16 protein-coding genes are annotated in these 22,820 nt (G+C 58.6%); 9 read left to right on the forward strand and 7 right to left on the reverse strand.

All coding sequences use genetic code 11. The features are described from left to right. Positions 1 to 5 precede the first annotated feature (5 nt). Genes AC0L2A_RS20125 through AC0L2A_RS20135 form a run of 3 tightly spaced genes read right to left on the reverse strand, consistent with a single transcriptional unit; the run spans position 6 to position 4,592 of the window. A complete protein-coding gene (locus tag AC0L2A_RS20125) occupies positions 6 to 1,955 on the reverse strand; it encodes a pYEATS domain-containing protein (RefSeq protein WP_473610279.1) in 1,950 nt (649 codons plus the stop codon). After that, on the reverse strand, positions 1,942 to 3,051 hold the full coding sequence (locus AC0L2A_RS20130) for a caspase family protein (RefSeq protein WP_473610281.1): 1,110 nt from the start codon (positions 3,049 to 3,051) through the stop codon (positions 1,942 to 1,944). Before AC0L2A_RS20130 ends, AC0L2A_RS20125 begins: the two co-directional genes overlap by 14 nt. 11 nt (positions 3,052 to 3,062) lie before the next feature. Then, a complete protein-coding gene (locus AC0L2A_RS20135) occupies positions 3,063 to 4,592 on the reverse strand; it encodes a hypothetical protein (RefSeq protein ID WP_473610282.1) in 1,530 nt (509 codons plus the stop codon). A gap of 118 nt (positions 4,593 to 4,710) precedes the next feature. On the opposite strand from AC0L2A_RS20135, the gene AC0L2A_RS20140 reads away from it, so the two are divergent. After that, complete coding sequence (locus AC0L2A_RS20140) at positions 4,711 to 6,951, forward strand: DEAD/DEAH box helicase (RefSeq protein ID WP_473610283.1); 2,241 nt, start codon at positions 4,711 to 4,713, stop codon at positions 6,949 to 6,951. Here the strand turns inward: AC0L2A_RS20140 and AC0L2A_RS20145 are convergent. After that, positions 6,948 to 9,023, reverse strand: coding sequence for a hypothetical protein (locus AC0L2A_RS20145; protein WP_473610285.1), 2,076 nt, complete (start codon positions 9,021 to 9,023; stop codon positions 6,948 to 6,950). The genes AC0L2A_RS20140 and AC0L2A_RS20145 overlap by 4 nt on opposite strands. 522 nt (positions 9,024 to 9,545) lie before the next feature. On the opposite strand from AC0L2A_RS20145, the gene AC0L2A_RS20150 reads away from it, so the two are divergent. Further along, complete coding sequence (locus AC0L2A_RS20150) at positions 9,546 to 10,553, forward strand: SEC-C metal-binding domain-containing protein (protein WP_473610286.1); 1,008 nt, start codon at positions 9,546 to 9,548, stop codon at positions 10,551 to 10,553. 775 nt (positions 10,554 to 11,328) lie between these two features. On the opposite strand, the gene AC0L2A_RS20155 is transcribed toward AC0L2A_RS20150, so the two are convergent. Together AC0L2A_RS20155 and AC0L2A_RS20160 are read right to left on the reverse strand one after the other, a co-directional pair. Beyond that, the gene (locus AC0L2A_RS20155; protein WP_473610287.1) at positions 11,329 to 12,093 is read right to left on the reverse strand and encodes a hypothetical protein; all 765 of its coding nucleotides are present in this window, start codon (positions 12,091 to 12,093) and stop codon (positions 11,329 to 11,331) included. 868 nt (positions 12,094 to 12,961) lie between these two features. Further along, positions 12,962 to 13,450 carry a Ros/MucR family transcriptional regulator gene (locus AC0L2A_RS20160; protein ID WP_473610288.1) on the reverse strand — a complete coding sequence of 163 codons (489 nt, stop codon included), beginning with the start codon at positions 13,448 to 13,450 and terminating at the stop codon, positions 12,962 to 12,964. A 264-nt stretch (positions 13,451 to 13,714) separates the two neighbouring features. Between AC0L2A_RS20160 and AC0L2A_RS20165 the strand changes: the two genes are divergently transcribed. From AC0L2A_RS20165 to AC0L2A_RS20175, 3 genes are all read left to right on the forward strand, one after another. Next, positions 13,715 to 14,350 (forward strand): FxLYD domain-containing protein, encoded by a 636-nt coding sequence (locus AC0L2A_RS20165; protein WP_473610290.1) that lies wholly within the window; start codon positions 13,715 to 13,717, stop codon positions 14,348 to 14,350. Positions 14,351 to 14,782: 432 nt separating this feature from the next. After that, entirely contained in the window at positions 14,783 to 15,136 is a 354-nt protein-coding gene (locus tag AC0L2A_RS20170; protein ID WP_473610291.1) for a hypothetical protein, read from the forward strand. A 205-nt stretch (positions 15,137 to 15,341) separates the two neighbouring features. Continuing rightward, positions 15,342 to 16,529 (forward strand): IS3 family transposase, encoded by a 1,188-nt coding sequence (locus tag AC0L2A_RS20175; protein WP_473610292.1) that lies wholly within the window; start codon positions 15,342 to 15,344, stop codon positions 16,527 to 16,529. 15 nt (positions 16,530 to 16,544) lie between these two features. Here AC0L2A_RS20175 and AC0L2A_RS20180 read toward each other — a convergent pair whose 3' ends face one another. Beyond that, positions 16,545 to 16,712 (reverse strand): hypothetical protein, encoded by a 168-nt coding sequence (locus AC0L2A_RS20180; RefSeq protein WP_473610293.1) that lies wholly within the window; start codon positions 16,710 to 16,712, stop codon positions 16,545 to 16,547. Between the two features lie 494 nt (positions 16,713 to 17,206). On the opposite strand from AC0L2A_RS20180, the gene AC0L2A_RS20185 reads away from it, so the two are divergent. From AC0L2A_RS20185 to AC0L2A_RS20200, 4 genes are read left to right on the forward strand one after another with little or no spacing between them, the layout of a single operon-like run. Next, a complete protein-coding gene (locus AC0L2A_RS20185; protein WP_473610294.1) occupies positions 17,207 to 18,679 on the forward strand; it encodes a hypothetical protein in 1,473 nt (490 codons plus the stop codon). Then, positions 18,673 to 18,978, forward strand: a complete 306-nt coding sequence (locus AC0L2A_RS20190) for a hypothetical protein (protein ID WP_473610295.1) — start codon at positions 18,673 to 18,675, stop codon at positions 18,976 to 18,978. The genes AC0L2A_RS20185 and AC0L2A_RS20190 overlap by 7 nt, the downstream gene beginning before the upstream one ends. A 12-nt stretch (positions 18,979 to 18,990) precedes the next feature. Continuing rightward, entirely contained in the window at positions 18,991 to 21,411 is a 2,421-nt protein-coding gene (locus tag AC0L2A_RS20195) for an AAA family ATPase (protein WP_473610296.1), read from the forward strand. Further along, positions 21,408 to 22,463 carry an HNH endonuclease family protein gene (locus AC0L2A_RS20200; protein ID WP_473610298.1) on the forward strand — a complete coding sequence of 352 codons (1,056 nt, stop codon included), beginning with the start codon at positions 21,408 to 21,410 and terminating at the stop codon, positions 22,461 to 22,463. Before AC0L2A_RS20195 ends, AC0L2A_RS20200 begins: the two co-directional genes overlap by 4 nt. Positions 22,464 to 22,820: the final 357 nt, after the last annotated feature.

Genomic DNA, 22,820 nt, shown 5'->3' on the forward strand with positions numbered 1-22,820 from the left:
GATCTCTATCGGTTGCGGATGATGCTCGGAGCCCTTGGTACGGTGCGAAGGTCCAGTTCCAGTTCAACCTGCTTGGACGGGAGCCAGACTCCGACCGTAAACCCGCCATAGGCCGCAAGTTGAATTTGCGCTGTCTTGCCCGCAAACGGCACCACCACGTGGTCTGGATCGAAGGTCTCATGCAGGAAGAACTCCGCAACCTCGCCTGAAATCGGTTGCTCATGCGTCACCTTTAGGGAGAGGTCGACCCAGTCCGTGCTTCCCTCTACCGAGCGAAAAGTCGCGCTCAGCCTTGCCCCCGCCACCTCGGAATTGCCCCCAAAACGCCCGCGGTTTGGATCGTCAGGGTCGGCAACCGGCCGGGACAGCGCAGGTGGAACCGGCGAACCCGGTGGCGGAGCACTCCTTTTGGTGCTTGTCCCCTGGACGACGCTCAGCGCCTCCTCGACATCGAGCAAAGCCTGGGTAGCCACTGAGTGCAGGGTTCTCGCTGAGACCTGCACGGTATCAGCAAGCTCGCGCGCCAATCCGTCAGGCGCGGAATGCGCCCGTGTGGCGAGTTGGACTGCCGTATTGGCAAACGCTCCTGATTCCAGCGGCAGTGCATCGAGCGTCTCCAGCTGGACCCTCGTTCCGTCGCCGGTCCTGAGGAGGGCAGAAGTGGTCTCCACGAGCCTGCCGAGAGTTTCCTGCAAGCTTGCCGCACTCGCAGTGCCGCCTTCAGGCTGACCGGCCTTGGCTGCAGCGGGCCTCCAGATCAGCCAAGGCGGCGCCGTGACCGATCCGTGCTCGGCACCTCGGAAACTGTAGCTCTGCGGGATCAGTTGCGGCTGATTGAAACTGCGCGCAATGGCCCACTTCCAGCTGACCTGTAGAATCGGCGGACTGGATAGCGCCGGCACCCTTTCCGAGCGTCCGAGTCCGTCCTTGCATCGGCGCCGAACGATGGGAAAGTCTTCCGGAAGTCCCTTCACGGCGCGTCGTGTGACTAGCGCCAGCGCCCGACGCAACCAAGCATTCCTGAATCGGCGCTGCTCGGCCGATTTTTCTGGATAACGGACGTCGAGGCTGGGGGATGTCTCGAGTTCTAGGCGATTCGCAATCACTGCGGCGGCATAAAGCTTAACCAGCGGATCGCAATCCGCAGCCTCAACCGTTGTCATCAGATCGGCGCCAAGCGAGGTCCGGCTATTCGCGAGGTCACTCAGCAGAATCGAGGCGAACCTTGTTGTGTAGAGATGGGTCTCAATCGGCTCCCGACGCGGAATGGTCACGATCGTCGTCAACCCGGGCTCAACGCCAAGATGCCTACGCATGGCGAGACCGTCCCCATCCTGCATGAGGACGTGGCCCTCGGCCTGCCGGATGAAGACAATCGTCTGGCGCCCTGACATGACGGGAACGCTCTGATTGAGGAGTTCGCCAGCCGTGCTTCGATACTGGAGTCGATAAACGCCGGGACGAACGTGATAAATACGTGCAACGAGGCTTTCGCTCGCGTGTTCCTGCGCCTCTCTTACGCCTCGCCCGTCAGAGCGCATCGCGGTCCCGATGTTGTCCGGGGCAAACAGCCGAATTCCGAGGTCGACAGTTGGACCCGGCGGCGCGTCGAGTAGGACCACCACGTCCGACCGCCCGCGCCGGATTTCGGAGGGTCTCAGAGCCTTCTCGAGGTCCGCCCGCGTCTCGCCGGACACCGGGGGCACGATACTGGCGGGGACGGGTGCTTCGACGATGCGCTTTCGCCCCGCGTGAACACGGACAATTTCCTTCTGGATAACCTCGGCAGTCTTCCAGTTGACAACGTAGAGGCCGGGCTTGAGCGGAAGCGTCAGGGACACGGTCCCCCTACCCTGGACGGCGAAATCCTGGCCCAGAACGCGAATTTCCGAACCTGGATGCCCCTGCACGATCAACATGCCGGTCAGCGGTGCGCTGGCATCAGAGGATGACATAGCTGCCCCCCTCGTCACCGTGCAGGAACCCCGTTTCGACCGCACCATCCTCGGTTTCGAGCGAATAGAGCCGCCCAACCTCGAGCGGCCATTGCTGGTCCGCCACAGTGGCAAAGAACGTCGCGAGCGTCTGGCCCTCGGCATCCTTCAGCAGCACCTTTGTTCCTGGCGTCAGGGTGCCAAAATGGACTGTAACGTTGACGGTATCCAGCGGGATGGCCGGAGCACTGGCCAGCGTCAGATCCCGCAGCGCCTTATCGCCGATGAAGAGCGGTTTCTGCCTACGCGGGTGGACGACGGCATCAATGCGATTGAAGACGTAGTCTTCGAGCGCGTGGACGGTAAGCCGGTTGTTCGCGTCGCGCACCCGCCGCAGGCCTTCGATGAGGATTTTCGAGAATGCACCCCGGGTCGGATTGATCTCTGGCGTTTCCCAGGCGACGCTGTTCTTGTCAGCGGCGAAGCCAGCCCCCCATACCGCATCGTCGGGGTACGGCGTATCGTCTGGATTCAGCGCACGCACAACGCGATTTGCTCGAACAAGGTTCAGCCGGCAGCAATCGAGGAACATGAACACCTCGACGAAGCCGAGGCTAACCATCGCGACCCTCAGATCCTTTGTCGGCAGCAGTCCGCGGATCGCATTCAAGTTCCCTTGATAGTCGCTGGCTAGAAAGCAGGTTTGAGGCTCCACGTCGACCCTCGTCTTCGCCTGCACACCATGACCGGCGAGAAAGACGAACAGCCGCCCATCCTGCTGCTGGTCGACGCGCTCTCGGTACGCAATTCCTGCTGCCTCACTTGCTGTCTCGAAGATCTCGTCGACGTTTGGTCCCCGTGTCCCGTCTGGAACGACGGGCGCCCCGTTCCACCAAGCTGTCGGTGCGGCGAGGAATTGGGCAAGGCGCGATCCGGGCGCGGCTGCCGTGGCGGGATACGTCCAGTAATAGAGTCGAGCCGGCGGGACGTTGCCCCCGTCCGGGTGCAGGACCCATTCGGCAAAGTCAGCCGCATCACCCACTGCCCCAAACAGCGGCGGCTGGTTCGCACTCGCAGGGTACTGGTTGATACCGACGACCACCGCGAAGTTGCTCAAGGCCACGCCCCTCAGGCAAAGAAGGTTGCAAGGCTCGCGATCGTCTCGGCCTCGTCATCGAACCCGCCATGGCTGTTGGCTTGCGTGCGGAATCCGGCAGCACTCGCGGCGACAGTCGGCGCATAGACGATCGCCTCTGTTGGAGGAGCAAAGAAGCGGATAACCTCATCGGCAGCGATGGCCTGCCCCTCTTCGGTTAGCCAGGGCGTGTTTCCCGCAAGGAAGCGCTGCATGCCAACGAGCGGGGCGTCCGGAAAAGCCGTCGCTCCCTCCTGTTCGAACAGACCCGAAACCAGATAGAGCAATGACGATGGGTAAATATAGCCCTTGTCATGACCGAGCACAGCATCCGCCCTCTCGAGTTCATCCGACATGGTGTAGATGCGGCGGCGCGCGATCGCTGGACCGCCGACACGCAGCGACTCCGCAAAGAGGTCCATGCGTACAGCTGGCGCGAGCAGCAAGACGTCCATACGAACGTCGGGGCGCAAAGCGGGTAAAGCCTTGAGAAGTTCAGCCAGCCAGATCGAGCCGGCGCTGTGGGCCGTCACAATCAGGCGACAGTTGGGAGGAATGGCGTTGAGCAGTTGGTGACCCAGCCGTCCTCCAACGAAATGATCGGCGGCGTCCTGCTTCATCATCGACCACACTGCACTGCCGACGAGATCGCCATAGAGCTCGCGCGCCAGCTCCTCGACAATGGTTGCGTAGAAACCATGATCACGCTGGGCCCGCATCCGGCGCACAATCCGGAGCACAATGCTGCCGGCATGCTTGACCAACGCGAAGGCAACCGCAATGGTGCCGCCGCGTCCACCCTCGACGTCGTGCGCTCGGCCGTCCAATTCACCGCGGATTTCGGGCGACAGACGCCTCAAACTGGCCGCACCAACCGACGCGCTGGCATCTGCAATCATGCCACCCCGGCCTTGCGCGCTTGAAACCGCCGCGGCCAGGGCTGCTGCAGCATCATTGAACTCCCGGTCCCGTTCCATCTCCCTTTGGAACTCGCGAGAAAGGTTGTACTCCGATTCTTGCGGTGCAAAGAGCGCACGGCCAGGTCCCGCTGTCGCGGCATCGACGAGCTGCCCAATATCTGCGAATGGGTCTCCGTGAGGTTTCGCGTCCAGCCGAGCCGCTATCTCGGCACGCGGCAGCCCAGCATTCGCGCCAGGGGCACGACCGGCCGTTGCTGGTAAGATGATCTTGCGCGCTGCAAAACCGATCAGCCGCCTGAGCAGCGTCCGGTATAGCGCGTCGTTGTCAAAAAGATCCGTCCAGTTGGTGCGCACAGTTTCGAACGCACCTGTGCGCCACACGACGAAAACCTGCTGCCATTCGGGGCCAAGCCCCAACCCGTCTGGTGCCGATCCCGCCAGACGCTGTGCGGTGGCCTTACCGCTGGCCTCATCAACCAGCCCGCCATGCAGATGCAACAGCATCTGTGGCGAGGGCAACGAGAGCGCGCCCTTGAGCTCGTCAAAGATCGCCATGTCCTCGTCGTCGAGCGTTCCATCCCGCGTTCGCAATACGAAAGCCACTTCGCCCTCCCCGTAACAGTTGAAGCTATACTGCCATTACTTAGGGAAGTGGAGTCGCTGCCATTGAATCACAGCGGCTGTAGGATGAAAGTGCGACTCTTGAGGGGGGATGAGGCTGATGCGTCGACAGGATCTGCAGGTGCTGGCCATGCTCAACCCCGTTTTGCGGGACTGGGCGGCGCAGCAGGCTTGGCAGAAACTCCGACCGATTCAGATTAAAGTGATCGAACACTTCTCCCTGAAGCCGGGAAGCGACTTGATCGTAACCGCACCGACGGCCACCGGAAAGACTGAGGCTGTCTTTCTGCCGCTCCTTTCCGAACTCGTCTCGAAACCAGTTCCTCATGGGTTCGAGGTCCTCTACATCTGTCCGCTCAAAACACTGATAAACCAGCAGCACGAGCGGCTACGCGGCATGATCGCCGCCTCGAACCGTAAGGTGACGCCGTGGCATGGAGAGATTACCAGCGCCACCAAGCAACGGGCGCGGCGCCTTCCGAATGGTGTGCTCATCACCACCCCGGAATCGCTGGAGGCGATGTTCATCCGCCCAGGAGAGGACATCACGACGCTCTTCGGTCCCCTTCAGGCAATCGTGATCGATGAGATCCATTCCTTCTTCGGAACAGCGCGAGGGGTGCAGCTTCAGTCGATCATATCGAGAATCGAAACTCAATTGGGCCGCAGCATTCGCCGGGTCGGTATCTCGGCAACGCTCGATCCGGACATCTTTCCGCACGTCCAACGCTTTCTCCGGCTCGACCACCCGCTATCCGTCGAAATCGCCGCCGACCAGACCGCTCTCACCAAGGTCAGCTACCACATCGAAGCATACTACCAGCCGGAAGCGCGCGTTCTGCCAGATGGCGAGCGGGAACCAAGTGCACTTGAGCAGATCGCAAGCGCAGTTGCCGAGGACTTTCTCGGACGCGGGAAGAGTCTAATCTTTGCCAACTCGCGTAGTCTCGTGGAGTTCATTGCTACTTCGATTAAGCAGGCCGCTGGGGATGATCCATCGCGAGGCGAGGTCTATCCGCATCATGGCTCCCTCGAGCGAGCCATTCGGAGTGATGCCGAGGGCGCATTGCGGGATGAGAAGCGCGAAAAGGTTGTTGTTGTATGCTCGCCGACGCTCGAACTCGGTATCGATATCGGCGCCATCGAGCAGGTCGGCCAAATTGACGCTGGCCCAAGCGTCGCATCGCTACGCCAGCGACTAGGACGATCGGGACGAAAGTCCGGCAAGGTCAGCGCCCTCCGCATGTATATCCGCGAGACCGCACCCGGTCAGGACCTTCACCCCATCGAACGATTGCACCTTCCGACTGTACAGGCGATTGCCCAGGTTGCCCTCGCCAGCGAGCGTCGCTTCGAGGCTCCCCCTGAAAATCTGCCCAACTTGTCCACCTTGATTCAGCAGTCCTTATCGGTCGTCATCGGCGAGGGAGAGATTAGCCTGTCGGAGCTGTCCGACCGCCTCATCGGCGCAGGCCCGTTCAGGGCTATCGACGGCGAGTTGCTCCGGTCGGTTCTTGCGAGCCTAGCGACGAGGGACCTGATCGCCGTGGAGCAAGCGGACGCGGACCCTCTCGTGCGGGTAGCAGCGGGAATGGAGTCGCTCCGCAAGGGACCGCAACTCTACGCGGCCTTCCGGTCGGGTCCCACTTATGTCGTGCGGGCGGGGCCCACTCAACTCGGAACGATCCCCGCCGGACATGGCATTCAGGCGGGCGAGCGAATCCTTTTCGCCGGCCGTCAGTGGACCGTTCAACGTGTGCAGAATTCCCCGCCAACGGTGTACGTAGAGGGTGGCGAGGGCGGTAACGCGCCGCGGTTTGCAGGTTCTCCGATTCCTCCCTCGCAACAGATTGTGGCTCGGATGGAGCAACTCTACCTTGAGAGTTCCCATCTCTCAGCACAGCTGAACGTCAGGCTCGGCAAGCGTGCCGCCGCGTGCCTCGACGCAGGACGACGTGCATTCAGCGAGTTCCGTCTAGACAAGAATGGCGTACTGGAACGGGGTAGTGGCGCGATTGTCTTTCCGTGGGCCGGCGCGACCGCCCAGCGGACTCTTATTGCCGCACTGCGCTTTCTAGGGCTTTCGGCATCTCCGATCGCCACGGCCATCACAGTCGACAATGCGGGAGCCCTCGGCCCTGCACTCGAGCAGATTGCCGGTTGGGAGGCACCTGATACCCGCCTGCCTCCCGTTGCCGAACTCGCGCGAAACGTCAAGGACACACGCGTCGAGAAGTTCGACTACCTGTTGAGCCCTTATCTCCGTCGGCTGAGCTACTCGTCTCTCATGTTCGACGCTGCCGGAGCGGCAGCGGCCGCGCGCAAGGTCCTCGGCGTCTAGGTAGCCTTTGCCGACTTCCGCCTCCTCTTAGCTGGTGGTGAGAGGGTGGGCGTTCGGGAGATTCTCGCGCTTCGCTCAGTCTCGTCCCCGAAGACGCGCAGGCGTACGCCGAGACGCTCGAACGTGATCTCGGTGTCAGCCAGCAGGGACTTGAGCCGCAGGAGCAGCATAGCCTTCGTTGATCCTCCAGGATCCTTTTCCTGGGCAAGCTCTGCATCCTCAAGCGCCCCCCGCTGAACATGGGGTTGCAGCACCACCGCCGTCGGCTCCCTTAGCGCCGGCCGTGACTTGAGAAAGGCGATGGCTTCCCTCAGCACCTTGTCTGTGTCCGCGGGCGCGCCATTGCGCCAGCATGGCGGTCCCGACCGTTCGGGTGTTATGCTTTCCAGTCGGAGTCCGAGTTCTGCGGCGAGCGCCCCAGCGTCGAAGAATCGGACATTCTTCTTCGCCTGGCTCACAACCTGTTCAAAAGGCGCAACCGCGATCTCGCGTCCCTCGCGGTCCGAGAATGCGCCCTTTGCGTGGATCAGCCATAAGCGCCGGCGCTCCGGCTCCAGCAGGATAAAGTCGGCGATTTCGCCAGCCGCATCGTCGCAGATCGCGAGCCAGTCTGATTGGGGCTCGAACCACCGCTTCGCTGTGGCAACAATGAAATCGAACAGTGAATTATCCTTGCCGATCGCGCTCAGTCCTGCGGACGGCTTTTCCTTGCTGACGTCAAACGGCTTGCCGTTCCGCCCAAAAGACCACCAGAGCCAGGAATCGAACGGCACATCACGCCACTCCGGCTTGAACAGTTTGGCGCTCTGGATGACGTGACCGCTCGCATACCAGATCGCAAGGCGACGATCGAGGTCGCGCTGCAGTTCATCGAAAAGGACAAGATCGCGATCGTCCGGCTCAACGTGATAGTGGTCTGCCGCGACCTGAAAACCGATCCTGTCACGGCCAATCACTACCGGGCGAACGAGCAGGTCGACCAGGCGGCGGTCCGACATATAGACCGCCATCGTAAATTCGGCGGTTACACTAGGCGCGGCGAGCTCGACCCTGCCAGACTCGACCCACCTTTCCTCGATTTCACGATTGTGGTCGCCATAGGCGGTGACGCGCACGTTCTCGTCGGCGAGCGCGCCAAGGTAAACCTCAATGGGTTCGTGCGCCAGCACAAGCTCACTATTCGGTCTCGACTGCGCTAGGAGTCGAAAGCCGTGCTGGTTGCGGCCCTGCTCGGCCACCAACGGACTCCCCTCTGTGGCTCGGATCCGATTGAAGAGGTCGCCAAGACTCCGTCGAAATCCTGCAAACGACGCAGGCGCCGTCGTCCACAGTTTTCCATGTTCAAATGCGAGGCCTATCCGTCGGGGCGGCTTCCATTCCTCGCCGTCCTCCATGACCACAGGTGCAACTATCCCAGCCGCGTCCGCGGCAGTGATGTCGGAGATGACGCCACTGGGATCAAAGGTCTGGTCGCCATAGGAGTCGATGGCGTCGCGCAGATCGCGGCCAAAGATGATTTTCCGGTCGGGCTTGAACGTCGTCGGCTGGTGGATGCCCTGCATCCAGAGCTGCTTCGACGTGCCCCGAATGAACGTCCGTTCGAGCAACTCGCGCTGAACGAGCGCGAGCGGCACATCCGCCGAAAAGACGTCCCCGACGAGCCCGTCGGCGAGCCAGAGGCGGAGGTTCGTGACCGGGGTATCCTCAGTCGCGTGGATGGCCGCGAGGCCATCCTGCACGGCAACGAGCGCCAAGTGGTGCGTGCGATTGACGAGAGGCGGTTCGTCATTGGCTTCGGCTGCGCCACGATGGCGCCGCAACCACGCTGGTGGTCGTTCTACTGCATAGTGTGCGGCCGTGATGAGCCACCCCTCGCTGGACCATGACGGCATGGTCGTGATGTTGCTCACGTCCTTGCGTATGCCTCCCGTCGCCGAGTTCACGCCAATGAGATGATCCCAGCGATCGGACACCGCCTCAATGACCGCTTCCGCACTCACGCCGTCCGCCACGCGATAGGGGACGACAACCAACTGCGGGCGAAGATCCTCGATACGAACGTCCTGTGTCACGTCCCCCCGCTCGCCGGCCACGCCGGTAGCTGTTTACTCGGCATCGGTCGCGGGTCGGAAATTGCCCGACAGACGCGACCCGGCTCGATCTCTTGAGGGAGCGCTACGAACCTGCAAGGCGAAACCGTCACTAACTGCCCTCGTGTGCGTCTGGCTATCGCGTCCTTAGTCGGCTCTGAGAGTTCCGCTTCCGCCCACTCCGAAATCCGTTGGTTAGGACGCTGATAGGTGCGAAATGGTACGCCTCTCATTTTGGCCCTGGCTGTGTCGTCCCATTCAAGAACGATACCGAATGCGACTGATTTAGGAAATGGCCGGCCCCAGAGTTTTTGCTTACTTAGGACAAAGTCCTTCACAAATGTATTTGACTCGCAGCTCCAATATTCTTGGGAGAATGCAGGTACTCCGGACTTGCGGGGCATGCCTTTGCCTCCCTCGGCGGAAATTGGTGCTGAAGACGCTCCCCTTCGCTTATGCAATGACGAGCGGCCAGCGGCCGACTCAGGAAACAGGAGAGAAAGCATGGCGCCTGGCCGAAACGAAGAATGCTGGTGTGGCAGCGGCCGTAAATACAAGCAATGCCATCTCGCGATCGACGAGGCCAAGCACGACGAGAAGTACAGGGCAGCGCAGGTGGTGTATGCCCGTAACGGGAGGCCGACGGCGCAGCATCACTTCGACAATGGCGTGTACCACTGGCTGGCCGAATTGCTCGCTACGGCGAAACCCGGACGGATACTCGACATCGGTTGTGGCAGCGGTCACGGACTTGTGGCGCTACGCGCGATGTTCGGTCCCGATCTGCAAATCGTTGCCTTGGACGAAAATGCCGCCTGCCTGAGCGAAACGCAAGAAACGCTGCGCAAAGCCGGCATTGACGCACCGACAGTTCGCCGGATGACGGTCAAGCGGATGGCCGGTTCCTATATACACGAGGCCGGCCCTCTGACGCTGCCCGTGGGCGCCTCTTGCGTCCTCGTGGAGTCGGATGTTTGCAACGATCCGTACCTGCTCCCCGCGCTACAGGCCTCCGGCCCGTTCGACGCGGTGACAATTTGGCTGACCGGCGTTCATATGCTTCGTCAGCAGAATGCAAAAGTGCAGCATCAGAGCATCAACAGCGACGCTACGCATCGACTCTATGTGCAGAACTCCACTTATGAACTGGCCGACCGCGTGCTGAGAAGCAGCGGACTCATCGGTCACTTCGCTGCAAACCCTCGTCAGATAGCACCGGTTAGCCAGATCATACGTTTCGCCGTCGCGACCGCGATGCGCCAGGAGGAAATCTGCAAGGTGCGTTGGTCTGACCTGGAATCTCGCACGCGGATGCTTCTCATCCGCGACCGGAAAGACCCGCGCAACAAGAAAGGCAACAATCAGCGCATACCGCTATTTGCGGCAACCGGATACGATGCATGGGCCATTGTTGAGGAGCAGCGGGCAAGGCGCAGCAATGACGATGATCGAACTTCCCTTTCAATCACAGGTCAGTCGGCACCGCATTTCGTCGAGGGTGCGCAGAACTGAAGATCTATGACCTTCATATCCATGACTTGCGTCACGAAGGGACAAGCCGCCTTTTCGAATCTGGGTTCACAATTTAACAAGTCGCGCTGGTCACGGGGCACAAGGATTGGAAGATGTTGCGACGATATACACATCTCAAGCCGGAAATGCTTCACACTATCCGAGCAGCGAGGGCCGCGTAATTGAAGCAAAGTGAGGTTGGCTGTATCTGAAAAGATCAATCTCGAGCGGCAACATGATTGTTCATTTGCCCGAGCCGAAAGGCTTATTCTTCAGCAAAGACGCTCCCTCAATTCGGGCCTCTCATCTTCCTAACGCCAGTCCGAACACCTAAGCACTATCCGCAGGCGGGGATTCCCCGATCTCTTGCCTCCTGTCGGGAACAGGTTTCGACTGCAAACCCGTTCGACCAGATGGTAACTTGGTCACTCCCGCCTACCCCCTTGTAGCAACTGCCATCGACCGGCGAAGTCTTTTCTTTCAACCCAATTGCCTGAGAGCGCCTGAAGGCCAACACCGAAGCGCAATGAAGCATGAGCTCCGTTATCACGCGTTCATCAAGCTGATTGGTACTCAGAGCCTCCTTGATCATAGAAATCTGGTCAGGGGTGCCTATGTCCTCTGCGCTGACACTGACCAACGCTTCAAAATGTAGACGTTCCTGGCTCTTTGTCTTCTTGTCGTCTTTTGTACGGGACTTACTCGATCGTTTGGCTTTGTCAGCTTTCTGCGTTTCCGGAACTGTTTTCCTTGATTTTCCCATCGAACAACACCTTCACTGGAGGGGACTAACCAGGCCTCTGAGCCCGGTCTGAAGCTGAGTATTGAGATGCGTAGCCTCAGCCAAAGGCGTAAGGCCCGTTGGCCTACCCTTGACCGATTTATCAAGCGGGCCGAACGTGAACACGAGTTCGTGGGTACGGTCTCGATTTGTGCTGAAGAATGTTCCGGAGGGGTTCACACTCGCCCGAACGAGCTTCCAGGTCGGCGTGATCGAGCCGGAAGTGACGATCTTGAAGGACACGGTTTGCGAAAGCACGTTTTTCTGTCCGGTGATCGGCACGCTAGATCCCGGGCTGTCAGCAACATTGAGTATCGTGGCGCCGATTCGACCTTCAAGAAGTGAGGACAGCCTCAAGTCACTGTCGACAAGGAGGGAGCCCTCCTTGTTTCCACGGGGGTCGCGGCACCCTCTTTTGGTGGAGTCGACGGAAAAAAACTGGGGCCTGTACAAATCCGCCACGGTAAAAAAGACGTTCGTCTTTTGCAGACGGGTCGCTTCAGCGGAACCCGTTAGTCCGCCAGCCGCAGTAAATATCGATGACGGGGCCGAAGGTGGGGTAAGAAGGACCGTCGGGTTTACCGACGTCTTTTCGACAACCGTGAGGTTGATCGCGACCTCAACGCCCCAGTTGTTGAGGAAATCCGTATAGGTCTGATGTGTCTTTCGATATTTTGCGTCCCTTCTGTCATTCTCTATCACTTGCGTTACGGTGTAACTAAGCTCGCAGCTAACGCTTCTGATGATCGTGCTGATCATGTCGCTTTCTTTAAGCGTGTTTGCGTTGGGCCATTCGCGAATGCTCGGAACGTACGTTCCGCAGTTGGCAAGGGCAAGGCAGAAGACAGACGTCAGCACGCAGCGCCAGAAGCACATAGATCCCCCAATGCTCAGACCTAAAAACGTATAAGCTTTTCGGGAAGGGGGCATATACTCCCTCCTCGAGTTACCCCTATGCTCAGCCGCAGCTTTCCAAACGATAAACTCTAATTGCCAGCTTCGGCGATAAAGAAGGTAGACGCGATTCCAATGCAATCCTAACGCCTGACCGGCACCGGATTAAGGAAAAGTTGATGAAGCCCCCTATCCTCTTCTGGGCCATCATCGCTCAAGTGTGTGATTTTGGCAATGTAGCTCCGCGGCGATTGTCGTTGCCGAAGTTACTTTTCCGGATTCTGCTCGCAACTGCTGTTGGTAGCGTCGCGGTTGGCCCGACGGCTCAGACTTTCGGAATTCTTCTACTTCTGGCGTCGCATCAGGGAAACGACGACGCCGCTAGTGTATCGACAAAGACCGGCAAAATGCACCTCGCGGCCTGGATAGTTTGTCTCGGCGCTGAGGAGGCGCGTTTTGCCCCGGGCGGCGTTCATCCATGCGGCGATCGAGCCAGCCATTCTGGCTGAACGAGATCCGCGGGGTTGAGTGCCGTCGCCTTTCGTTCTCCGTTTCCTTGCCTTACACCTAGTCTATCGGACGCTGCCAAGTTCCCGACCTTAAAGTAAGCTGCCAAGTTCCCGACCTATAGTAAAAGGAAGGTGGCCGATGCCTCTTGGGGGCGGGTGGGGTAGGAAGCCTATATAGCCGCCAGCCTAGCGAGTGGGGGCCGCCACCGTGAAAGATACCAGCGTTAGCTATTCCAAATAATTGCGCGATCACGAAAGGTCGGGCTAAACCTTCGCTTTCCGCTTCGCTGGCGCCTTCTTAACCGATGCACCAGGTTTCCGACCAATCCGATCGATATCGCCAGTTCCGATCGCTGTGCGGCGTAGTTTGGCGCCACCATTGGATAATCTCTGGCCAGTCCCCATTTGGACCGGTATTCGTCGGGTGTCATTCCAAGCAAGCCCAAGTGGCGTTTCATCGACTTGAACTTGCGACCGTTTTCCAAAGAAATAATGTAGTCGGGAAGCACCGACTTTTTCGGATTGACCGCGGGCGTTTGCACTGGTGGCTCAACGACTGCAGGCTTTTCGAGCGCCGAGAGGGCAGAATTCACAGAAGCAATGAGATCAGGCAGTCCCGCCACGGGAACCGAGTTGTTCTGGACAAACGCGGCGACGATATCCGCAGTTAATTCAATCAATTCTGCATTACGGCGATCGGCTTCTTCAGTCAATGCTTCGAACTCCTTTGTTGCCCCTCTCCTTCGTATTAAGGAAAGTCGGATGGCGCAAGGAATTCGGACCATCTATTTTTGGTCAAGTCGCTTTTTCTCGACTGCTGTTAGAAGGCTGAGAGTCCGGCCGGATGAAGGGCCTGCATCAGCTTGGTCGCCCTCCACAACATACTTCCCTTGAAAGTACATCTTTATCGTCCAGCTTAGGGTGCCATTTACGCGTATGGGATAATCTGGCCGAAATGTTGAATCGGCGGTCTGGACATGGACGAGACAAGGGGATCATTCGGAAGGCGCGGGGCTACGGCAGCGCCGGTTTTGCCCGTCCTGGTACAGATGCCGAATAGTCCCGTCGCCAGATCGACCCCTCGCCACATCTTCGATTTCCTGACGGCTGATTGGACACGAATTGCCGCGATCGTCGTGATTGCGATGATCACGCTCCCGGTCATCACCTTCCGCGTTTCCGAGAGCCTGAAATCATCCGAACAAAAAGCTGCTGAAGCTGCTGAATTCCAGCGGATGATGTCCGATGTAAGAGCAAAAATTGCCCAAGAGAACGGAGCTAGAGCAAACGCCAAAAATGAGGCCGAACGGATCGCGGCAAGGCCTGATCTCAAGATCGAAGGATCGAGATGTGAGGTGGAATACGGCTTCATCAAAATCACCGGCAGGGTCACCAATAAGACGAACCGGCCAATTGATAATCTGATGGCGGTCGGCATGTTCTCCAGCAATGGAGATTATGTGAAATCCGCAACCGCTATGGTCGAATACCAGCCTCTGCTTCCGGGGCAAACCAGTCCCTACTCGGTCATGACGACGGCCAATCCTGCGATTACGAATTGTCTAACCAGGTTCAATACAATGTTTGGCGGCGAGGTTCGTTCGGACGATTAAAACCGATCCTCGTCGATCGTTCGAACCGGAAGAGGCGTTCGTTCCAGCCACTAGTGCAGCACGATCCGAATGAGGTCCGCCCGCCAGATCTTCATTTCTGTGGTCGACGGAGTCGTACCCACCTCGGCACTGATTCGAGCGACACGGCGGCGCTTTCAAACTCTTCTGCAACAAACCGGCGTGTCTTTCGCTTGGACGGACATGGCTGGTGCAAGGTATCCCCTACAGAAGCAGCATTGAGCCCGATCGCTGGCAAGCGGCAGCTGCGGCCGATCTGCCGCTGGTTTGATGATAGAAGCGCATTCCTGGCACGGTCGAGTGCGCGTTGGAAATGCCAGGCTTGACCTCCAGTGCGAGTGGCTGGCCCTGTCATATCGACACTGCGAAGACGTGTCGGAAGCGACCTGGCTGAACAAATGGAGGTAAGCCGACGTGTGGCAGAAAGACATTCTTGTGTTGCCCGACGATCTGATTGCGTTCGCCTGGTCTGCACCGATGCGGGACTTGGCGGCGAAGCTCGAACTGTCCGACGTCGGCCTGAAGAAGCTGCTGACGCGATGCGGGGTAGCGTCGCCGCCGCAAGGCTATTGGAACAAAATCCGTGCAGGAAAGAGGGTGCCAGCACTACCCAAGGCGCCACCGCGGCGCCCCGGTGAAATGGGCCGAGCAAGTGTCGACGCCCGCTTCAAAAAGGTGCTGTCGATTGCAGCCCCTCTGCATCCAATGGGCCATTTGCATCCGCTCTGGTTCCAGAAGACCTCGACGAACTCCACGCACAAGAGTTGAAGGTGATTGGCAAAGTTTCTGTCCCGCAGACGTTGGACAGGCCCCACAAAGGGCTCGTTCAACTGCTCAAGCAGGAGCAGCGTCGCCGCGAAAAAAATGCAGAACGCGAGTGGATCTTTGACGAACCCAAGTTCGACAATCTGACCTGCCACGGGTAATTTCCTCCGGCTTTGATTAGAGTCCGGCCTGATTGAAGGACGGACAGATGAAGAGAAAGCGCTTTACGGAAGAGCAGATCATCGCGGTTTTGCGCGAGCACGAGGCGGGGGCGAAGGCGGGCGATGTGGCCCGCAAGCACGGGATCTCCGAGGCGACGCTGTATAACTGGAAGGCGAAGTATGGCGGCATGGAGGATCTCCGACGCCAAGCGGCTGAAGGCGCTGGAGGAGGAGAACGCCAGGCTGAAGAAGCTTCTGGCCGACCAGATGCTGGAAGCCTCGGCGTTGCGCGAGCTCCTGTCAAAAAAATGGTAGGGTCCGCCGCCAAGCGCGAAGCCGTCGCGCATCTGCAGACCGTGCTGGGTCTGTCGGAGCGTCGGGCCTGTTCCATTGTCGGCGCCGAGCGCAAGATGATCCGCTACCGGCCGCGGCGGCCGCCGGAGACGGAGTTGCGCGGCCGGCTGCGTGATCTCGCCAACGCACGCCGCCGCTTCGGCTACCGGCGGCTGTTCATCCTGCTGCGGCAGGATGGCGAGCCGGCGGGGATCAACCGCATTTACCGGCTCTACCGCGAGGAAGGGCTGGCGGTGCGCAAACGGCGTGCGCGACGGCGTGCGGTCGGCACCCGGGCGCCGATCCTGGTTGAGGCGAAGCCGAACGCGCGCTGGTCGCTGGATTTTGTCCACGACCAGTTCGCCTGTGGCCGGCGCTTCCGCATTCTCAACGTCGTCGACGACGTGACGCGAGAGTGCCTGGCGGCGATCCCCGACACCTCGATCTCGGGCCGGCGTGTGGCGCGCGAACTGACGGACCTGATCGCCCGCCGCGGCAAGCCCGGCATGCTCGTCTCCGATCACGGCACGGAATTCACCTCGAACGCCATGCTCGCCTGGTCGAAGGACCACCAGGTGGAATGGCACTACATCGCACCGGGAAAGCCGATGCAGAACGGTTTCTGCGAGAGCTTCAACGGGCGTATGCGGGATGAACTCTTGAACGAGACCCTGTTCTTCGGCCTCGACCATGCCCGCACGACGATTGCCGAATGGAGGGACGACTACAACCGATCACGCCCACATTCAGCGCTCGGATATCTCACGCCCGCGGCCTATGCCGTCAATCTCACCGCAACGGACGATCGGCTGCGCAACCCCGACCAGCTCCGCCGATCGCCCGTTGCTCAACCCGCGCCATACGGCGTAAAACCCGCCGAGGCTCTAATTGTGGCTGGATGAAAATCCGGTGGCAGGTCAAATCCACTTGGCAAGCGGCGGCTGAAAATCTTCAATGCGCTGTTTTTGGCGCTCAGCAAGCGCTACCATGACGGTGATGCCTACGAGCGCGATGGAGAGATTCACGCGCGAGCAGCCATCGGAGACACATGTGTCGGTTTGGACATTGGAATAGTCGGCAACCACCGCACCGTCCGTCAGCAGGGGTAACTGCGGCCGGCACCAGACCTGTCAGCATCAACCCCGCTTGCTTTGCGGATCGATCCTGGTTTCGACCGCAAGAATACGGTTTCTTGGCAGGATGACGGTGACGCCAAGCTTGAGTCAAAGCTCGCTGAGATTGCAGCTTCGATCATCGTGGCGGGCGAGAAAAAGTTCCGCCTTAGCCTGCGGGAATGAGTCTACGTCCTAGGAAGTCTTCATCCGCTGTCGGGAAGAACGCACTCAGGTGCGGTGATCCCCGTGTCCCTAAACTTGGCTCTCGATTTTTCAACAGAGCTGGCGAGCCCGACGACATCAATTGTTGCAGGTTGATCCACCGTGCGTCTGCATCCCACGAGCAGATTTCTTCAGCACCTGGTCGATGATGACGATGATTTTGGAATTGACCAAAACGTGCGTTGGAATGGACAACAAGTCCAAAGAAGTATCTGATCAGAACAGATAGTTGAGGGGTACCTATGATCGAGTGTGATTTGATCATGAAAGGTGGCATCACCTCTGGAGTTGTATACCCACAGCCTGTCGTCGAGATCGCTGGGAAATACCGGCTGCGCAACGTCGGCGGCACCTCGGCAGGTGCTATTGCCGCTGTAGTTGCAGCTGCCGCCGAGCATTGTCGGCAATCTTCATTGAATGGCAATGACTTTACGGGCTTCGAGCAGATACGCGATCTCGCCGAGGAGCTCGCGGTTAACATGCGGGACCTCTTTCAACCGACAGCTCGACTTGCTCCGCTTTTTGAGATTCTGCTGGCCACCGTCGGACCTTCGAAAAGACGTACCAAAGTAGCTGCGGTCGCCGCTGCCGTCCTTAGGGTTTACCCTTGGCACATTCTAGCGCCCGTCACCGCTGGTCTCGCAATGCTACTCGTGGGCTGGTTGCGAGGCGACTTGGCCCTTGCCATCCTCGGCATCGTGACAGCGTTCTTCGTCACCGGGCTCGCACTATGCCTTGCCATTGGCCGTGCGGTGTTCGTTGACCTGCCAAGAAATGATTTCGGGATTTGCTCTGGGCTTGCACAATCCCAGAAACCGGCTCTGACCGAATGGCTCAGCGACAAGATCGATCGGATAGCGGGAAACGCCCCCGCCGGCTGTCTTGGGAATCCTCTTACAGTCGGCCAACTGGAACAAAGGGGCATCACCGTCGCCGCGGTGACGACCGATCTCTCGTCGCGACGGCCGTTCCAACTGCCTCTCAAAACTGCTCATCACTTTTTTAGCAAGGAAGAATTCGAAGCGCTCCTCCCAAAGCGGGTGATCGACTACCTCGTCGGCGATCAATCGCCCCTCGACGTGGCGGGCTCCGATATTCCTAAGGACCTTTACCCACTTCCCATCGGTCCGGATTTCCCCGTCTTGCTTGTCGCCCGCATGAGCCTAAGCTTTCCAGGACTTATTAGCGCGGTTCCGCTCTACCGGTACGACGATCAATTGAAGAACAGCGCAGAGAAGGTCAGGCGCTGCTTATTTTCCGACGGTGGCATTTCAAGCAATTTTCCTATTCACTTCTTCGACACGTTTTTGCCGAACCGTCCGACCTTTGGCATCACGTTGGTCGCGTGGGATGCGGAACGGCATGCCGACCAACGGGTGTCGCTTCCCGACAAATGGCGACAAAGCACAGATCTGCGCATAGGACCGATAAGAAACCTACCTCAATTCCTCGACGCAATCTTTGGAACCGCAAGGGAGTGGCAAGACACGCTCCAGTCCCTCCTTCCAGGCTACGCCGAACGGATTGTTGAAATTCGCCTCGACAATTCACGTGAGGGCGGACTGAACCTTGCAATGGAAGCGACTACAATCGAGCAACTCTCCCCAGATACGGGCGTGAAGCCGGACGGCTCCTCGTCGAAACATTTGATTTCGACGAACATCGATGGCGTCGCGCCCTCTCGCTCTTGCCCGAACTTGAGGACACATTGCTGACGTTCGCGGAAAATTATGATCGACCATCCGCCGGGTCGGAAGATGCTGCGCTGACCTATGCTGAGGTCCTGACCAGGACCGAAACCAAATCCTACAAGAACAGCAATAGATGGCGCGAGGGCGTTCTTTCGCGTTTTGCGCGATCGCTTGCGACAATCGGGACCGACGCCGAAGAGAGCTCTGAGTTGGGTGGCAAGCTCACCGTTCGCCAGGGCAATGTTCCCACCGTGGATTCTCGCCTGCGCCTGATCACTGATACCGATCGGGGTCCGGCAAAGGATAGAGAACCTATCTTGTAACGGAGGCCGCAATTGTTCTTTTTCGATCATGCTGGACGAAATCAGCAAAGGCCAGCCTCGCTCGATGTGAGCGCTCTGGGTGCGCCGGTTCGTGAGATTTTGAACTACTACGCTCTCGCGAGTGGGGAGCGGCGTCAGACGGACGTTCCGCCAGTGTGGAAACAGCCTTTAGGCAGCGACATCTTGTCTGAACTGACTCGGCTGTCTCATGGGAAATGCGCATTTTGCGAACAAAAGTCCGTCGTGCTCCAGACCTACCGTTTCCGTCCGCCCGCCTACGCGCGCCCTGGCAAAGGTCCGGACGACAAATCCTGCTATCTCTGGCTCGCTTTCAATTGGAACAACTTCTTTCCGATTTGCGAAGGCTGCCTTCCATCTGACAAGGCCAGCTTTCCGGTCTCGGGGAATAGAGCCCGGGTGCCGGCATCGTGGAAAGAACCAGAGAAGCTCTTGTTCGCCCTCGAACCTGCTAAGGGCGAAAGAGCAATTCTCTACTATCCCGGTGAGCCTCGGCATGCATGGCGATCTTTTGGCATAAAACTCGATGGGGTACTTACTGCGAAAGGCAAAAGGGCCGCAGAAACGATCCAACATTTCAACTTGAACCGCGATGATCTCGTCAGGCGGCGAAAGGAGGCACTGGAGGGACAGGTAAACTTGCTTTTTAGCCCCACGCCGACCCTCGCCGATTCAGATCTCACGTTCTCCGAAGCCGAATTCGGAGGTGCTCACCAGCTTCTGTTGCGTCGGATTTCCGGACATCTGCCACGCCGGATCCGGAAAGCGGTTCCGGTACCGCGGGTAGCCGACACTGTCAGGGGTGTACTGATGGCTTGGTCGACCGAGACCGATCTAGGTCTGTGGCACCCGCGAGCGGTCGAGCGAATTCGCGAAGAAGACGAGCGAGCGGCGACTCCATCGCTCTCTTTCGATCGCGGGGTGGATACCATTCCGGCTGCCGGCACCTCTCTTGCCCGACTGCGGCAGGTAGAAATCAAGAACTATAAGTCTTTGGAGAACATATCCTTCTCGCTTCCACGCGAATTGCATAAGCGAGAGCCTCTTCTGCCGAACTTGCACTCGGCGAGCGATGCGCCTGAGGCCCCATGCCTGCTGATCCTGGGGGAAAACGCGACGGGCAAGAGCAGCGTTCTCGAGGCAATTGCGATCGCTTGTCTGCCCCAGGCAACGTTGGATAAACTCGGACTTGAGCCCGCCAAGCTAACACTCAACCCCCTTTATATGGGAGCGGAGGAAGGAACTACCGCCGTCACGTCGGAAATTCTCGTGAATTTTCATAACGATACGCATCTCAACTCAACACTGGGAAGGGACGGCGTCGTCTATCCGTCACCCGAAAACCTACCGCGACCGAGGCTGTTCGCCTACGGCTCGCATCGGCTCTTCGGCAAAAAGGCTCGGCGGGGAGAAGTACGCCATGTCGATACGCTATTTCGCCAGGATCGCGAGATCTCGAATCCCACAGATTGGTTGCAGTCTCTCGCCAAGGCCCAGCCTATGGTGCTGAATGAGGTCGTCAGCGCGCTGCGTCACATTATCCAGATCGATGGGGAATTCGAAGACATCGCAATCGATCGCGCACCAGGAGACGAAGCGGATCATTGCTACATCAATATCAAAAAGCAAAGGCAGGACCGTTCGACCTTCACCGTCCGCCAGCGTCTCGACATCGCCTCGTCTGGATACCGCGCCGTCCTCGCCCTCGTTTGTGACGTTCTCCAAGGTCTTATGGAGGCGCGCCTGTCTGAACGCCCGCAGGGATTGGGCAAACAATTGGATTCGGCGGAAGCGCACACTGCACGGCTGTCTGAGGCGATCGTCCTGATCGATGAGATCGAGGCCCACCTACACCCACGCTGGAAGCTCAATATCATGGCCGGCCTTCGACGAGCGATGCCGAGAGTGACCTTTGTGGTCACGTCGCACGATCCGCTCTGCCTGAGGGGGATGTTCAACGGCGAAGTCATGATGCTGAACCGGTATCAGAACGACGGCACGAACCATGTAAGCAATTTACCGGAAATCGTCGAGCGCGTCGCAGATTTCGACAACATCGAAGAACTTACCGTCGAACAATTACTGACTTCGAACCTGTTCCAGCTGTTCTCGACAGACGATCGTTGGACAGACGATGCATTTTCCATCATCCCGACGATCCTTGCAAAGAAAAAGCTAGCGGACGAGGAAAATGGGCCACGTCTTAGCGGCGAGGAAGATGCTGCGCTGAAGCGTTTCGTCGACGAAATCAAAGAGGCGCTGCCATTCGGGCGCACAGAAATTACGCAAGTCGTCCGAGAGGCTGTGGCCAGCTACGTGGCGGAGCGACGGAGTAAGGACAAGCTGTCGGCGATCAAAGCTCGCGACTACGCGAAGGAAAAAATTGCAGCCTACCTACGGGGATTGGTTGAATGAGGAAGGTTGATCGAACCACGGTTCCAGAACCAGCGAACCTGAACAAGCCGCGTCCCTCCGACGGCAAAACCGAATTGCAATTGGCGATCGAACACTACGAAGGGTTGGGAATGAGGTCGACGTTCGAATTCGGCCGCTACAAGGACGCGACTGTCAAGACCGCCCTCGAACGGCTCTTTCACAGTAAATGCGCTTACTGCGAAACCTTTTTCGGAAGCACACAACCTGTCGATGTCGAACACTATCGGCCCAAGGGCGAGGTGGATCGAGTTGAAAACCATCGAGGATATTGGTGGCTTGCAATGGATTGGCAGAACCTTTTGCCGAGTTGCATCGATTGTAACCGCCGCCGACTGCAGAAGATTCCCAGCCCCCGCGCCGACGGTCGACCCGGGTTGCTCGAAAATGGCGAATTTGATCGCTCCAAGAGCCTCCTCACGGGTAAGGAAAGTGCGTTTCCACTGATCGGCGGGGTAGTCCGCGCTATGATACGAGGCGAGGATCTAGAAGCGGAAAGGCGTCTCCTCTTGGACCCCTGCCGCGATGATCCGGATGAGCATCTTGTGTTTCATGTCGACAGAGAGCATCTCGTCAGTCTCGTTTATCCAAAGCCGCTTGGTGTAGGGCAAACAGCGCTGCTCCCCGACGCAATCAATGATCCTGAGCGCCTTGCCGCTACCGCCAAGGAGGCTGGGATCAGTCCTATGGGGATGGTGTCAATTCAAGTCTACGGTCTGAACCGGCTCGGGCTAGTCCAGGCACGCACGAGACTCTTGCACGATATGGAATTCCTCCTCGATCTCGCTCTTAGTCTTGGGGAAGTTGCTTTCGAGTTGGACGACCGGATCGGTCGTCAGAACGCGAAACTCGCGACTGTGTCGGCGGAAATGCGCGCCGAACTTCGTCACGACATTGATACTGACGCCAAGATCGCAAAAAAAATCGGGTACTTTATCGACGAAATCCGCTCGAGGTTGCGCGATTTAGTGAAGCCCAATGCGCCCTATTCCCGGTTGGCCAAGGCATGGATCCAAGCTTATTTGTCTGCCTGAAGAGGCATTTTTCGAAACGCGTGAAAACCTTTCCTCACTATTAGGCCGCGACACATAAACACGTTATGCATGGCTCACGAGGTCCGCTTTTGGGTTGCTCTCCGGAAGTCGATCAGGTTCGGAGCCACTTCTGCAATGCGCCAGTTGGCAGACATTTCCCCCTCGCCCTCCATCATCCTAACCGGATGGAAGTAGTGCTTGGGGTGTGACAAACGCCTCTGCGGAGTTCGGGGGCTTGCAGACCTGGTATACGTCCGTCGTGTCGGGAGTAGAGCCTGCAACTAGAGCACGTCCCGTGATCGATGAATCGATTGTGATGTGACGACGAGCTTCTCCGGTGATTCAACATCCACCTTG

This window comes from Mesorhizobium sp. WSM4844 (assembly GCF_055811775.1).

Bases quoted from the DNA above. Each gene is read 5' to 3' on its own strand.
- AC0L2A_RS20125 (WP_473610279.1), bottom strand. From the start codon at position 1,955: ATGTCATCCTCTGATGCCAGCGCACCGCTGACCGGCATGTTGATCGTG.
- AC0L2A_RS20140 (WP_473610283.1), top strand. From the start codon at position 4,711: ATGCGTCGACAGGATCTGCAGGTGCTGGCCATGCTCAACCCCGTTTTG.
- AC0L2A_RS20150 (WP_473610286.1), top strand. From the start codon at position 9,546: ATGGCGCCTGGCCGAAACGAAGAATGCTGGTGTGGCAGCGGCCGTAAA.
- AC0L2A_RS20155 (WP_473610287.1), bottom strand. From the start codon at position 12,093: ATGATCAGCACGATCATCAGAAGCGTTAGCTGCGAGCTTAGTTACACC.
- AC0L2A_RS20165 (WP_473610290.1), top strand. From the start codon at position 13,715: ATGGACGAGACAAGGGGATCATTCGGAAGGCGCGGGGCTACGGCAGCG.
- AC0L2A_RS20175 (WP_473610292.1), top strand. From the start codon at position 15,342: ATGAAGAGAAAGCGCTTTACGGAAGAGCAGATCATCGCGGTTTTGCGC.
- AC0L2A_RS20185 (WP_473610294.1), top strand. From the start codon at position 17,207: ATGATCGAGTGTGATTTGATCATGAAAGGTGGCATCACCTCTGGAGTT.
- AC0L2A_RS20200 (WP_473610298.1), top strand. From the start codon at position 21,408: ATGAGGAAGGTTGATCGAACCACGGTTCCAGAACCAGCGAACCTGAAC.